The 12,561-nt window shown below is 74.5% G+C and carries 14 protein-coding genes; 7 read left to right on the top strand and 7 right to left on the bottom strand.

Going from position 1 to position 12,561, the window contains the following annotated elements; all coding sequences use genetic code 11:
* Window positions 1-23: 23 nt before the first annotated feature.
* From EMA09_RS17780 to EMA09_RS17790, 3 genes are all read left to right on the top strand, one after another.
* Window positions 24-1,127, top strand: a complete 1,104-nt coding sequence (locus tag EMA09_RS17780) for an alpha/beta hydrolase (RefSeq protein WP_129842012.1) — start codon at window positions 24-26, stop codon at window positions 1,125-1,127.
* Window positions 1,128-1,205: 78 nt separating this feature from the next.
* Window positions 1,206-2,024: an aminoglycoside phosphotransferase family protein gene (locus tag EMA09_RS17785; protein ID WP_240796448.1), complete on the top strand. Its 819-nt coding sequence runs from the start codon at window positions 1,206-1,208 to the stop codon at window positions 2,022-2,024.
* A gap of 108 nt (window positions 2,025-2,132) precedes the next feature.
* Window positions 2,133-2,417 (top strand): SelT/SelW/SelH family protein, encoded by a 285-nt coding sequence (locus EMA09_RS17790; RefSeq protein ID WP_129842013.1) that lies wholly within the window; start codon window positions 2,133-2,135, stop codon window positions 2,415-2,417.
* Window positions 2,418-2,526: 109 nt separating this feature from the next.
* Here the strand turns inward: EMA09_RS17790 and EMA09_RS29015 are convergent, their stop codons facing one another.
* Window positions 2,527-2,874: a hypothetical protein gene (locus EMA09_RS29015; protein ID WP_240796449.1), complete on the bottom strand. Its 348-nt coding sequence runs from the start codon at window positions 2,872-2,874 to the stop codon at window positions 2,527-2,529.
* Window positions 2,875-2,939: 65 nt separating this feature from the next.
* On the opposite strand from EMA09_RS29015, the gene EMA09_RS29020 reads away from it, so the two are divergent.
* The gene (locus EMA09_RS29020) at window positions 2,940-3,263 is read left to right on the top strand and encodes a hypothetical protein (protein ID WP_240796450.1); all 324 of its coding nucleotides are present in this window, start codon (window positions 2,940-2,942) and stop codon (window positions 3,261-3,263) included.
* Window positions 3,264-3,432: 169 nt separating this feature from the next.
* Window positions 3,433-4,014 carry a helix-turn-helix domain-containing protein gene (locus EMA09_RS17800; RefSeq protein WP_129842014.1) on the top strand — a complete coding sequence of 194 codons (582 nt, stop codon included), beginning with the start codon at window positions 3,433-3,435 and terminating at the stop codon, window positions 4,012-4,014.
* Window positions 4,015-4,032: 18 nt separating this feature from the next.
* Here EMA09_RS17800 and EMA09_RS17805 read toward each other — a convergent pair whose 3' ends face one another.
* The 4 genes from EMA09_RS17805 to EMA09_RS17820 form a co-directional block, all read right to left on the bottom strand.
* The gene (locus EMA09_RS17805; RefSeq protein ID WP_129842015.1) at window positions 4,033-4,683 is read right to left on the bottom strand and encodes a VanZ family protein; all 651 of its coding nucleotides are present in this window, start codon (window positions 4,681-4,683) and stop codon (window positions 4,033-4,035) included.
* A gap of 292 nt (window positions 4,684-4,975) precedes the next feature.
* The gene (locus EMA09_RS17810; protein ID WP_129844101.1) at window positions 4,976-5,791 is read right to left on the bottom strand and encodes a DeoR/GlpR family DNA-binding transcription regulator; all 816 of its coding nucleotides are present in this window, start codon (window positions 5,789-5,791) and stop codon (window positions 4,976-4,978) included.
* A gap of 75 nt (window positions 5,792-5,866) precedes the next feature.
* Window positions 5,867-7,225 carry a gluconate:H+ symporter gene (locus tag EMA09_RS17815; RefSeq protein ID WP_129842016.1) on the bottom strand — a complete coding sequence of 453 codons (1,359 nt, stop codon included), beginning with the start codon at window positions 7,223-7,225 and terminating at the stop codon, window positions 5,867-5,869.
* Window positions 7,222-8,634 carry a homoserine dehydrogenase gene (locus EMA09_RS17820; protein WP_129842017.1) on the bottom strand — a complete coding sequence of 471 codons (1,413 nt, stop codon included), beginning with the start codon at window positions 8,632-8,634 and terminating at the stop codon, window positions 7,222-7,224. Before EMA09_RS17820 ends, EMA09_RS17815 begins: the two co-directional genes overlap by 4 nt.
* 165 nt (window positions 8,635-8,799) lie before the next feature.
* Between EMA09_RS17820 and otnK the strand changes: the two genes are divergently transcribed.
* Both otnK and EMA09_RS17830 read left to right on the top strand, forming a co-directional pair.
* Complete coding sequence (gene otnK, locus EMA09_RS17825; RefSeq protein ID WP_276324188.1) at window positions 8,800-10,089, top strand: 3-oxo-tetronate kinase; 1,290 nt, start codon at window positions 8,800-8,802, stop codon at window positions 10,087-10,089.
* Window positions 10,086-10,739 carry a class II aldolase/adducin family protein gene (locus tag EMA09_RS17830; RefSeq protein WP_129842018.1) on the top strand — a complete coding sequence of 218 codons (654 nt, stop codon included), beginning with the start codon at window positions 10,086-10,088 and terminating at the stop codon, window positions 10,737-10,739. Before otnK ends, EMA09_RS17830 begins: the two co-directional genes overlap by 4 nt.
* A 42-nt stretch (window positions 10,740-10,781) precedes the next feature.
* Here EMA09_RS17830 and EMA09_RS17835 read toward each other — a convergent pair whose 3' ends face one another.
* Together EMA09_RS17835 and EMA09_RS17840 are read right to left on the bottom strand one after the other, a co-directional pair.
* Window positions 10,782-11,762 (bottom strand): endonuclease/exonuclease/phosphatase family protein, encoded by a 981-nt coding sequence (locus EMA09_RS17835; protein WP_129842019.1) that lies wholly within the window; start codon window positions 11,760-11,762, stop codon window positions 10,782-10,784.
* A gap of 150 nt (window positions 11,763-11,912) precedes the next feature.
* Window positions 11,913-12,464, bottom strand: coding sequence for a hypothetical protein (locus EMA09_RS17840; protein WP_129842020.1), 552 nt, complete (start codon window positions 12,462-12,464; stop codon window positions 11,913-11,915).
* Between the last annotated feature and the right edge of the window lie 97 nt (window positions 12,465-12,561).

The raw sequence follows: 12,561 nt of genomic DNA on the forward strand, positions 1-12,561 counted from the left end.
GACGTGAGAGGTACACACCACCGATGGCCCGTGTCCGAAGACCGCTGCTGCTCGCCACGGCGACAGCCCTGATCCTCACCCAGGCCCACACTCCCGCACACGCGGCCACCGCGGGACCGCCCACGGCGCGGCACACCGGCCCGGTACCGGCGGCGTACACCCCCGCGCCGGCCCGGGAGGAGGCCGGGATCGTGGACCTGCCGGTCAGCTTCACCGTACGGAACGTCAACCGGTCCCTCGCCGCGTGCGCCACCGACGGCGGCACCTATACCGTGCGGGGACACCTCACCGGGCCCCGCGACCTGCTGCTCGGCGACGGCGACCGGGCCATCACCCTCTATCAGCACGACATCGCCAGCGGCGAGTGGTTCTGGCGCCTCGACGCCGGGGGATACGACTACACGGCCGAACTCGCGGCCCGCGGCCATGTGTCCCTCACGGTCGACCGCCTCGGCTACGGCGCGAGCGACCGGCCGCACGGTGCCGACGTCTGCCTCGGCGGGGACGCCGACATCGCCCACCAGATCGTCCAGCAGCTCCGCGACGGCACCTACACCGTGCCGGACGGCGAACCACCGGCCTTCGAGCGTGTTTTCCTCGCCGGACAGGGCAACGGTGCCCAGCTCACCCAGATCGCCGGCTACTCGTTCCCGGGGATCGACGGTCTCGTCCTCATGGACTGGACCGACCTCGGACTCGACCCCGCGGCCAACGCGCCCTTCCTCGCCGCCCTTCCCACCTGCCTGGCGGGCGCCGACAACGGCTACACGCACTACGACGCCACGCCGGACGACTTCGCCGAGGCGAACTTCGCCGACACGGAAGCCGCGATCCTCGAACAGGCCGTGCCGCTGCGCAACCCGCACCCCTGCGGCGACATGGTGTCCCAGCCGGGTGCCGTCCTCGCCGACATCCGCCACCTGCCCGATGTCGACGTGCCGGTGCTGCTCGTCTTCGGCGCGGCGGACGACCGGGTCGGCGACCCGGAGCAGCAGCGCGCCCTGTTCACCGGCGCCGATACGGAACTCGTCACCGTGCCGGACGCGGGCCACTATCCGGTCTTCTCGCGGGAGGCCACCGTCGTCCACGACGCGGTCGCCGGCTGGCTGACCCGGCACGCCGTCTGACGCGCATCCTCCGGACACCCCGGAGCGTCGCGCGGAAACCCACCTGCGGTCCGGCGGCACCGTTGCCATAATCCAGCGGTGCCCGCTGCCCCAGTGCCCTCCCTCCCCGAACCGGACGAGACGCCGCTCACCGGCGGCAATGTGAGCGACGGTGTCGCACGGGTCGGCGACACCGTGCGCCGGCCCGCCGGTCCGTGGACGCCGGCCGTCCACGCCCTGCTGCGCCACCTGCGCTCCGTCGGCTTCGACGCCGCCCCGCGCCCCCTCGGCATCGACGACCGGGGGCGCGAGATCCTCACCTTCGCGCCGGGGCGCACCCTGTGGCCCGACCGGATGGACCTCCTCGATCCGCCGGAACGGCTGGCCCGTGTCGCCCGACTCGTCCGGGACTACCACGACGCGGCCGCCGGCTTCACCCCGCCGCCCGACGCCGCGTGGCAGTACCTCGTGCCCGTCCCCGACGACGCGCCGACCGTCATCGGGCACCTCGACATCGCCCCCTGGAACCTGGTCGTGGACGAATCCACCGACTCCTGGGTCCTCATCGACTGGGACAACGCCCGGCCCACCACCCGGCTGTGGGACCTCGCCTACGCCTGCCACGGCTTCGTGCGCCTCACGCCGGTCCCCGCCTTCGGCAGGCCCGACCGGCAGACCGCGGACCGGCTGCGGCTCTTCGCCGACGCCTACGGGCTCGACGAGCGCGAGCGCCGCGACCTGGTGCCGCTCCTCGGCGGCCGGGTGCGCGGCATGCACGACTTCCTCGCCGCGCAGGCCGCCCTCGGCGTCGAGCCGTGGGCCACCCACTGGCGCGAGGGCCACGGCGACGCCTGGCGCACGGACGCCGAGTACATCGAGGCCCGCGCGGACCTGTGGCTGCGCGCGCTCCTCGGCTGAGCCCGCCTGCCCGGCTGCTGCTGGACAACCCCCGGGCCACCGCGCAGGATGACCGCACCCGGCCCGCGCACGGCGCCGGTACGGCACGGCGGAGGGCGACGAGCAGGCATGGACCAGGGGACGGCGCACGAGATCCGCATCGAGTACTGCACACGGTGCCGCTGGCTGCCCCGCGCCGCGTGGCTCGCGCAGGAACTGCTCGGCACCTTCGAGGGGGACGTGCGCTCCGTCGCGCTGCGACCGGGCACCGGCGGCGTCTTCCGCGTCTCGGTGGACGACGAGGTGATCTGGGACCGCGCCGAACAGGGCTTTCCCGAACCGACCGCCGTGAAGCGCCTGGTCCGTGACCGGGTGGCCCCGGGACGCTCCCTCGGCCACTCCGACACTCCCTGACCCGCCCGGCGGCCCGGGAACGGCTCGCGGACACCTCGGTCGGCGGTGCCGCACGGCCTCCCGTCGCCCGATGGCCCGGGCACCTCCGGGGACGACCTCCGCCGGAACGTCAGGACTCCGTGCCGTAGGGGCGGAGGGCCACCTGCGCGTCCAGGGAGATGCTGCCGGTCCCGCCGCCGCCGAGCCCGAGCATGCCGTTGAGCAGGGGGCCGAGGACCCCGCATCGGGTGGCCGCCGGCACGGCGAACTCGCTGTCCTCCACGGCGAAGGAGACGACCATCGGGTCCTCGGAGACCACCGAGGTCGCGCGGGTGTCCTGCAGGACGAGGTGGACGGGGTCGCTGTCCGTGCCTATGGAGCACTCCTGCCGGAGCCCCGGCCCGGCCACCTCGAAGCGGAGGGCCAGTTCCCCGCGCCGGGTGTCGTCGGAGAGGAAGTCGGACCAGCCGCCGTACACGGGGGTGAGGCGCCACGGGTGCCCGGGATGCGCAGCGGCTCCGCGCTCATGCGACCGAAGACCTGGTGGAACGCGCCGTCGATGTCTCCCTCGGCGAAGGTGATCGTCATCGGCTGTTCGATGGCGAGGTCGAGACGGCCGAGCCCGAGGCGGCCGACCGCGCTCATCGCCTCGCAGCGCCATGCCCCGGGCTCGGCGCCCTCCGGCAGGGCGTCCGCGGCGGGGCAGGCGTCGAGGTCGAAGCGCGGCTCCGCCGCGCGCGGGGCGGCCTGAGCCCCGCCGGCCAGCCCGAGCGCCGCGGCGGCCACGGCGACGGAGGCCACGACGGCCCGCCGCCACCGGCCGGTGACTCCGCCGGGCGCGGGGACGGCGCGCGAGAGGCGGGCTGAACGAGAAGAGGACGCACGCGACATGGTCATGCTCCCGGTCGGAAGGGTGGGAGCGCCGATCGCCCCACTGCCCACGACCTTACAGAACTTCCTCTGCAGAGAAAAGTCTGCAGAATCGAATCTGCAGAGAAAAGGCGGAAATCCGTCCAGCCTCACTACACTCAGGCCCATGCCGCGACCCGAGACCGACCCGGAAACCGGACCCCCAGCCCGCGAGAAGGTCAGCGACCCGGCCGCCCTCAAGGCGCTGGCCCACCCCCTGCGGCTGCGCATCCTGCGCCACCTCGGCGCGGCCGGGCCGGCCACCTCCACCACGCTCGCCGCCGTCCTCGGGGAGAACACCGGGACTCTCAGCTACCACCTGCGTCAGCTCGCGGCCGGAGGCTTCATCGAGGACGTCCCCGAACGGGCCTCGGGCCGCGAACGCTGGTGGCGCACCGTGCGCGGCCGGGACGTCCGCCGCCCCGCGCCGAGCGAGCTGACGCCGGCCGAGCAGGCCGTCGCCGACACCCTCGACCGCCTCCGGATGGCGGACGACATGCGGCTCGCGGAACGTTTCATCAGCGGCACGGACGCCGCCGAGGGGTGGGCGCGCGGTTCACGCGGTCTGAGCCACCTCACCCGTGAGGAGCTCAACGACTTCCACGACGCCTACCTCGAACTCCTCTCCCGGTTCTCCCGGGGTCCCGAGGAGGCCGCACCGGGCGCCCGGCCCATCGCCCTGCGCTGGTTCGGCGTCCCGGCCGACTGACCGCGGCCGTGCCGGCCGTCACACCCGGTGCTGGCCGCCCGCGGGGGCCGGCGGCGCCGCCGCGGGACCGCCGCCCGTCCAGCGATGCCACCAGTGCCTGCGCCGCGGATGCATCGCCCGCCCCAGCAGGCGCCCGGCGGGCAGATAGCCGATGAGGGCGCCCAGGGTGTTGAGGAACACGTCGTCCACGTCGAACGCCCGGCCCTCGACGATCGATCCCTGCGCGGCCTCCACCATCACCATCACCAGTCCGGTGAACAGCACCACCCGGACCAGTCCCCTGATGCGGGGGAAGAGGACCGGGAGCAGGACGCCGAACGGCACGCCGAGCAGGATGTTGCCCCCGACCTGCTGCACGGTGTCGGACCAGTCCGGCTGGTCGAAGTAGGTGCGGATCGAGGCGCCGGGCCGCAGGTTCGTGTGGACGACGCCGGCCGAGCCCGGTGAGGGCACCAGGGTGACGCGGGCGAGTGCCACCGCGAACGCCACCATGCACACCAGCGCCAGCGCGAGGACGAGTGCCCGGGCGGCCAGCGCGCCCCACGAACCGCGCTGCAGCAGGGGCGGCCGGGGCCGTCCGGCCCTCTCGGTGCTCCCGGTGGCCCCCGCGCCCTCCCGGGCCGTGCGCCGTTTGCCGAATGCCGAACGGAACAGCGTGACGAAGGCCATCGTGACCCCTCAGGTAGGCGAGCCCGTGGGGATTCGCCTACCCGGAGACGGGGCGTGCACGCCGGGCACATGTACCTGTCAAAGCCGTGTGTGCCGGCCGATGAAAGTCCCGCGTCCGCCGTCCCCGGGGAGGAGAGGACGGTACGGACGCGCGGGCTTCACGGACGATCGGCGCCGCGGCAAGGACGCTAGGGCAGCCGCCCCGCACTGTCCACGCGCCGGTCACGAACTTGAGCGACATTTGAGTTTGCGCCGGCGCCCGGCGCTTCCCCCGCGCGCTGCCCGTACGGCGTCAGGCGCCGGAGGACTCCGCGCCGGCCTCGGCGAGACGCAGGTCCGTGCCGTCGGCGCGGATGCCGCCGGCCGCGGCCGGGGTCAGCCCGTCGTCCGTCACCACCAGGTCGAACGCCCCGAGCGGCGCCACCTTGTACTTGCCGAATATGCCGTACTTCGACGACCCGGCGACCAGGACCGACTGCGACGCCGCCGCCATCGCCGCCTGTTTCACGTCGACCTTCCGCTCCGACGGCGTCGTCACACCGCGGATCAGGTCCCATGAACTGGTGCTGATGAACGCCGTGTCCAGCGCCAGCTGGCGCACCGTCGCCGCGGCGAGCCGCCCGACGCTGGACCGGTTGTCCGGCTCGACCAGGCCGCCGACGTGGATGACCTCCAGGTGCCGCGCGCCGCCGCACAGCAGCTCCACGGCGTTGAAGTCGTTGGTGACGACCGTGAGTTCCCGCCGTTCGGCGAGGAACGGCACCATGGCGTGCAGTGTCGTGCCCGCGTCCAGGTAGACGGTCATGCCGTCCTGCACCAGCGCGCTCGCGGCGCGCGCCATGGCCTGCTTCTCCGGCCGTTCGACGACCGACTTGGCCTGGTAGCTGGGCTCGCTGTGCACCTGGCTCGCGATCCGGACGCCGCCCGGCACGGAGAAGACGAGTCCCTGCTGCTCCAGCTCCGCGATGTCGCGGCGCACGGTCATGTGCGAGACGCCGAAGAGCTGCGTGATCTGCTGCACGCTCAGGACACCGTCGCGGCGCAGGTGTTTCAGCAGCAGCTCGCGCCGCTGGTCGGGGATGAGCGGCAGTCTCGGCGGCGAGGTCATCCCCGCGTCCTCCGTCCCGTGCGTCGTGCGGCCCGGGTCCATGGGCCGCACATCATCCTCTCGCACCGTCCCGCCTCAGCTCACGACGGTGCTCAGCAGCATGATGCCGCCGAGGCTGAGCAGCGACTGCACGGACAGCATCAGGGTCCAGGTGCGCAGCGTCTGGCCGATGCTGAGCTGGAAGTACTCCTTGAACAGCCAGAAGCCGGAGTCGTTGACGTGCGACAGCATCACGGCGCCGGACGCGGTCGCGAGCACCAGCAGCTCGGGCGACAGGTCGGGGTAGGCGCCCATCAGCGGGGCGACGATGCCGGTGGCAGCGGCGGTGGCGACGGTCGCCGAGCCGAGGCAGATGCGCAGCAGCGCGGCGACGCACCAGGCCAGGAGCAGCGGCGGGACGGACCAGGAGACGGCGTAGTCGGAGATGGCCTGGTCGACGCCGGTGGCCGACAGGACCTCCTTCAGCGCGCCGCCCGCGCCCAGGATGAGGACGATCGCGCCGACGGCACCGAGGCCCTTGGCGGTCATCTTCTGGAGCTGGGTGCCCGTGAAGCCGGTGCGCAGTCCGAGGGCGAACACCGCGAAGACGACCGCGGCGAGCAGCGTGAGGACGGGGTTGTCGCACGCCTCGAAGACGGTGTACTGCCAGGTGCCCTCGGTGGTCTGCTCGGTGCCGATGGTGCCGATCAGCATCAGGGCGGGCGGCAGGAGGACCGTGATCAGGGACAGGGTGAGCGAGACGGGGCGCCGCAGGGTCTCGGGTGCGTTGGCCGACTGGTCGGGGACGGGGCCCTTGTCGAGGTCGGGTGCCGGCCCGAACCAGCGGCTGGCCACCTTGGTGAGGACCGGCCCGGTGAGCACGGCGATCGGGATGCCGATGATCAGGCCGTACAGGAGGGTGAGCCCGGTGCTCGCGTCGTAGGCGGACACGGCGAGGGTGGGGGAGGGGTGCGGGGGCAGCAGGCCGTGGGAGATGTAGAGGCCGGCGGCCATCGGCAGGCCGACCCACAGCAGGTGGGAGCCGGTGCGCTTCGCGGCGGCGTACACCAGGGGCACGAGCATGACGAAGCTGACGTCGAACAGGTGCGGCATGCCGATCAGCAGGGCCGCGGCCGTGATGGCGGTCGGTATCCAGGCGATGGGCCGGGAGCCGAGGAACGCGGTGGCGATCCGGTCGGCGCCGCCGGTGCCCAGGAGGATGCCGCCGAGGATGGTGCCGAGCCCGATGGTCGGTCCCGATCCGCCGAGGGTGTTGCCGAAGCCGGTCTCGAAGTGCTCGACGGTCGCCTCGGGGCCGATGCCGTTGGCGAAGGCGAGGCCGAGCGCGGTGAACGACAGGGCCAGGAACGGGTGCAGCTTCAGCTTGGTGATGAGCAGGATCAGGACGACGATCGCCGCGCCGGCCAGGACGAGATGCTGGACGTTGTCGCTCATGGCCTGACTGCCTCGGTGGTGCGGTGCGGTTCGGTGGTGGGTGCGGCGCCGGCGGTCCAGGCGGCCGTCAGCTCCGCGTCGTGGCCCTCGATGTCGTCGAGGGCGAGGAGGGTGCCGGCGGGGACGTCGCGGGTGAGGCGGGCGCCGGCCGCGAGGTAGAGCGGTGCGACGCCGGCGGGGGCGTCCTCGTCGCGCAGCAGCACGGCCTGTACTCCGGCGAGGTCGTGGTGGTGCCCGCCCATGGTGAGGACGGTGCCCGCGGCCAGGTCGGCGGTGGTCCGGCCGGCCAGTACGGCGCTGCGGCGCGGGTCGGTGCCGCCGGAGGGGCGGCCGTGGAGCACGGCCGACAGCAGGGTCATGGGGGTCTCGACGCCCATGAGGTGGTACGGGAGGTAGATCGCGGCGTAGCGGCCGTCGCGGCTGAGGACGTGGCCCTTGCCCTCCAGGGTGCGCCAGGTCTCGGGGTCGCCGGTCCGTACGACGACGAAGACGCCGCCGGCGAACGACGCCTCGCCGGGGAGCCGCAGCGCGAGGAACACGTCGACGGCGCCGGGGCGTGCCAGGACGCCGCCGTCCTCGCGCAGGGCGTAGATGTCGGCGAGCTCGGCGATCCGGGCGACGGGGTAGTGCAGCAGCTCGGCGTCGGGCCTGAAGCCGGTGTTGGTGGCGACGACGGCCATCTCGCAGTAGTCGGCCGTGGCGCCGGTCGGCAGGGCCGCGACCTGCTCGGCGCGGGCGGCGAGGGTGCCGCGCACGTCGTCGCCGAGGTCGAGCAGCCCCGCGAGGCCGGGGGCGGGGACGGTGGTGTCGAGCATGGTGACGGTGCCGGCCGCCGGGTCGAGGACGAGGTCGTACTCGCTGGACTTGCCGACCGCCACGATGTCGAGGCCGAGCGTCTCGGCCCAGGTGACGAGGCCGATGAGGTTGGCCGGCTGGTCGCCGTCGGCCGTGGTGTAGACGACGCCGTGGTCGGCGGCGAGGCGGGCGAGGTGCAGGCCGGCGACCGAGTCGACCTCCTTGCTGACCATGGCGACGTGGCGGCCGGCGGTGAGGGCGGCGCGGGCCATGCGGTAGCCGTCGGCGGGGTTGCCGGTGGCCTCCACGAGGATGTCCCACTCCGCGGCGCCGAGCAGCGCGGGGTCGTCGACGAGCGCGACGCGGCCGGCGGCCACGGCCTCGGCGACGGACGGCGCGTCGCCGCAGGCCACGAGGGACTCGGCGCTCCAGCCGAGGTCGAGGCACAGGGCGCGCAGCCGCTCGACGTCGAGGTCGCACAGGACGGCGGGGGTCAGCCGGGGGATGCGGCGGGTCTGGGCCAGCAGCGTACGGGCGAAGCCGCCCGCGGCGCCCGACAGCGCGTAGCTGACCGGTCTGCCGCCGCTGTCGGCGAACAGGTGGTGGACGTTCATGGAGGGCTCTCCTCATCGAGCGCTCGGTGCGGGGTCACAGAATTTATGCACCGATTAACGTGTCCGTCAACACTGATAACATATCTTCACATCGGGCGGCGAGTGAGCGCGCCGACCGGCGGAAATGCGGAACAGATCGTGTGAGCCCGGGAGAGACGAGGACGCGTGAGAGACGAAGACACTGGACGGCCCGGGCCGCGCCTGGGCGCGATCGCCGACGACTTCACGGGCGCGACGGACCTCGCCACGATGCTGGTCGCGCGGGGCTTCAGGACCGTGGTGACGGTCGGGCCGCCGGAGCCCGACGCCGCCCCGTCCGCGGACACGGACGCGATCGTCGTGGCCCTGAAGTCGCGCACCGCCCCCGTGGCCGACGCCGTGCGCGACTCCGTCGCGGCCCTGGACGCCCTGCGGGCCGCCGGCTGCCGGCGCTTCTACTTCAAGTACTGCTCCACGTTCGACTCCACCCCGGCGGGCAACATCGGCCCGGTCGCGGACGCGCTCCTGGACCGGCTCGGTGCCACGGGGACGGTCGTCGTGCCGTCCTACCCGGCCACCGGCCGCACCGTCTACCGGGGGCGCCTGTTCGTGCACGACGACCTCCTGGAGGAGAGCCCGCTCCGCGACCACCCGCTCACGCCGATGCGGGACTCCCGTGTCGTCCGCCTCCTCGCGCCGCAGACGCGGCGTCCCGTCCACCACATCGGCCACGACACGGTGCGCGCCGGGACCGACGCCGTACGCGCCGCCCTGCGTGAGCCCGCCGCCAGGGACGCGCTCACGGTGGTCGACGCGACCACCGACGACGACCTGCGCGTCATCGCCGCCGCCACCGCCGGCCTGCCGCTGGTCACCGGCGCCGCCGGACTCGCCCTCGGTCTGACCGGACCGCGCGGCGACCGGACCGCTGCCCGCGCCCGCGCCACCGGGCGCGGACCCGCCGCCGTCCTGTCCGGCAGCGCGTCGGCCGCCACCCGCGGCCAGGTCGCGCACGCCCGCGAGCACCTGCCGCACCGCAAGCTGGATCTCGCCGCCCTGCGCGCCGACCCGGACGTCGAGCTCGCGAGCCTCGTGGCGTTCGTCCGCGACGCGTGGCGCGCCGATCCGGACGCGCCGCCCCTCGTGCACGCCGTCGCCGAGCCGGCCGACCTCGACGACGGCGACGGGGACGCGGCCGTCCTCGTCGAGACGGCCCTCGCCCGGCTGGCCACCGCCCTCGTGGCGGCCGGCGCCCGCCACCTGCTGATCGCGGGCGGCGAGACGTCCGGTGCCGTCGTCACCGCCCTCGGTGTCCGCTCCCTGCGGATCGGCGCCCCCCTCGCGCCCGGCGTGTCCTGGGCGCACGCCGAGGCCCACCTCCCCGACGGACGGCCCCGCCCCGTCGACCTCGCCCTCAAGTCGGGCAACTTCGGCGGTCCCGACCTGTTCACCACCGCCTGGAAGGAACTGTCATGACCGGGCCGCGCACCGAACTCGCCGAGGCCGGCGCCCACCTCGACGCCCTGGGCCTCAGCCCCGGCGCCTCCGGCAACATCAGCGTCCGTGACGGGGACACCGTCCTCATCACCCCCACCGGCGGCGCCCTCGCCGGCCTCGACCCCGACCGGCTCAGCGTCCTCGCGCTGGACGGCAGCCTCCTGGCCGGGCCGAAGCCGTCGAAGGAGTTCCCGCTGCACCTGGCGTTCTACCGGCGGGACCCCGCGACGACGGCCGTCGTCCACCTGCACTCGCGGCACGCCGCTGCCGTCAGCTGCCTGCCCCCGTGGGCGGACCACTCGGCCATCCCGCCCCTCACGCCCTACTTCGTGATGCGCGTGGGGCAGACCCCGCTCATCCCGTACGCGGCGCCCGGCGACCCCGGCCAGGCCGTGCGCCTGGAGGGCATGCCCGGCACCTTCCGCGCCGCGCTGCTGCAGAACCACGGCCCGATCGTCGCGGGCACATCCCTGGCCGCCGCGGTGGACGCCGCGGTCGAGATCGAGGAGGTCGCCGCGCTGCTGCTGCTCCTCGGCGAGCGGGAGCGGCGGCTGCTCGCACCCGAGGAGATCGAGGAGCTGACCGGGCGCTACGGCTCGCCCTGGGATCCGGCCCGGCCCGCGGGCTGAGCATCGCGGGACGGGCGGTGCCCGTGCCGGGCCGGCGGGCCGTCAGTCCACGAGGGCCAGCTCCGCGACCACGGACCGGTGGTCCGTGCCGGGGAGCGTGTGCTCCGACACGGAGACGGCGGCCAGGCCGGGGCCGTGCAGGACGTGGTCGAGCTGGACGAGCGGTGGCAGGAGTCCGCCCGCCGGCCAGGTCGGCGCCCAGCCCTCGCCCAGTTCGTCGTGGGTGTCCGTCACCCCCGCGGCCAGGAGGTCACGCATCGCCGCGTGGTCGAGGCCGGCGTTGAAGTCGCCGAGCAGGACGGTGTCCTCGCTGCCGCGCTCCACCTCCTCCCGCAGCGCCGTCATGTCGTCGGCCCACCGGCGCGGGTCGCCGAGCGGGTAGTACGTGTGCACGGCGATCAGCCGCACCGGGCGCCCGTTGGCCTGTGCCGTGGCCGCGGTCTGCGGCCAGGCCGTGTCCAGGTCCAGCAGGCCGCCGTCCCGCAGCGGCAGGCGGGAGTAGATCGACGAGTCGGCCTCGGGCCGCAGCTCCCGGTACGGCATCACTTCGGCCAACCCCGCCCGGTCCAGCTCCCGCGCGGTGGCCGCCGACAGCTCGGCCACCGCCAGGACGTCCACGCGCTCCTCGCGCACCAGCCGGACGAGCGCCGCCGGGTCGATCGCGCCCGCGTGGGCGCTGCTCGTCGCCACCCGCAGCCGCGGCGCGTCGGCCGGCACGGACACCCCGTCGTCCGTGAACCGGGGCGCCAGGACGACGATCTCCACCGCGACCAGCGCGACGGCCACCCAGGTCGTGCGCCACGCCCGCAGCAGCGGTGCGGCCACCAGCGGCACCGCGCCGGCCGCCGCCGCCCAGGGCAGCCCCGCCACGGCCACCGCCAGGCAGGTGTCCGAGTCCGCACCGGTCAGCCGCACCACCATCAGCGCCCACGCCCCGGCCAGCAGCACGGCGCACACCACCGTCCCCGCCAGGCGGACGCGCCATCGCCACCTGCCGGCCGGCAGGCCCGTCCCGCTGCCCATCGCCACCTCCGTTCGCTCACCGACTGCGGACGCCCGCCGTACGGCGACCCTTCCGGCCCCCGCCTCGGACCCGTGCCGCCGGCCGCGCCCATCGTCGCGCCACCGGGCCACGCACCCCCGGCCGGGGGCCGACGCCGCGGGACGGCCGCCTCACCCGCTCCGCGCCAGCCCCACCACCTCCTCCCGTGCCCAACGGCCGGCCCGGCGCGGCACGATTCCCGCCGCATCCGCCCGGACCTCGAAGAGCCCCACCGGCCAGCCCAGCAGCCGCGCCGCCTCATCGGCCGTCACGCTCGCCGCCCACCAGGCCCGCCGCTCCTGCACGACAGCCTCGACCGACTCGCGGGGCAGCGCCTCGACATCGGCCGGCGCGTACACGGGATTGCCCCGGTAGCGGCCGACCGGCCGCAGCACGCCGCGCGCCACCAACTCGATCACATCGGCCCGTTCGACGTCGAGGCCGGTGACCGCCGCCAGGTGCGCCGCCGCCTTGACCGATCCGAGGCCCGGACGGTCGCCGATCGCCGCGCGGATCTCCCCGGCACGCTCGGGCAATGTCCTGGCCAACGCCTCGGACCAGCGCCGCCCCGCCACATCCGGCTCGGGCACGAGGCCGCGCTCACGCGCCTGCGCGACCTGCCACGGCGTCAGCCCCAGCCAGCGCGCCAACTGGACCGGCCCGAACTCCCGCACCTTCTCCATGATCCGGCTCCCTCCGCCGTCCACCATCGCCATCTGTCCGTCACTCTAAGTGACGGCACTGACAATCGCCCCGGAACCGGCAACACCCCCATTCCGC

Source organism: Streptomyces sp. RFCAC02 (assembly GCF_004193175.1).
Taxonomy (GTDB): domain Bacteria; phylum Actinomycetota; class Actinomycetes; order Streptomycetales; family Streptomycetaceae; genus Streptomyces.

What these genes read in the sequence shown, in the direction of transcription:
- EMA09_RS17790 (WP_129842013.1), top strand. Translation starts at nt 2,133, where the DNA reads ATGGACCAGGGGACGGCGCACGAGATCCGCATCGAGTACTGCACACGG.
- EMA09_RS17800 (WP_129842014.1), top strand. Translation starts at nt 3,433, where the DNA reads ATGCCGCGACCCGAGACCGACCCGGAAACCGGACCCCCAGCCCGCGAG.
- EMA09_RS17805 (WP_129842015.1), bottom strand. Translation starts at nt 4,683, where the DNA reads ATGGCCTTCGTCACGCTGTTCCGTTCGGCATTCGGCAAACGGCGCACG.
- EMA09_RS17820 (WP_129842017.1), bottom strand. Translation starts at nt 8,634, where the DNA reads ATGAACGTCCACCACCTGTTCGCCGACAGCGGCGGCAGACCGGTCAGC.
- EMA09_RS17815 (WP_129842016.1), bottom strand. Translation starts at nt 7,225, where the DNA reads ATGAGCGACAACGTCCAGCATCTCGTCCTGGCCGGCGCGGCGATCGTC.
- EMA09_RS17810 (WP_129844101.1), bottom strand. Translation starts at nt 5,791, where the DNA reads ATGACCTCGCCGCCGAGACTGCCGCTCATCCCCGACCAGCGGCGCGAG.
- EMA09_RS17780 (WP_129842012.1), top strand. Translation starts at nt 24, where the DNA reads ATGGCCCGTGTCCGAAGACCGCTGCTGCTCGCCACGGCGACAGCCCTG.
- EMA09_RS17835 (WP_129842019.1), bottom strand. Translation starts at nt 11,762, where the DNA reads ATGGGCAGCGGGACGGGCCTGCCGGCCGGCAGGTGGCGATGGCGCGTC.
- EMA09_RS17840 (WP_129842020.1), bottom strand. Translation starts at nt 12,464, where the DNA reads ATGGAGAAGGTGCGGGAGTTCGGGCCGGTCCAGTTGGCGCGCTGGCTG.
- EMA09_RS17830 (WP_129842018.1), top strand. Translation starts at nt 10,086, where the DNA reads ATGACCGGGCCGCGCACCGAACTCGCCGAGGCCGGCGCCCACCTCGAC.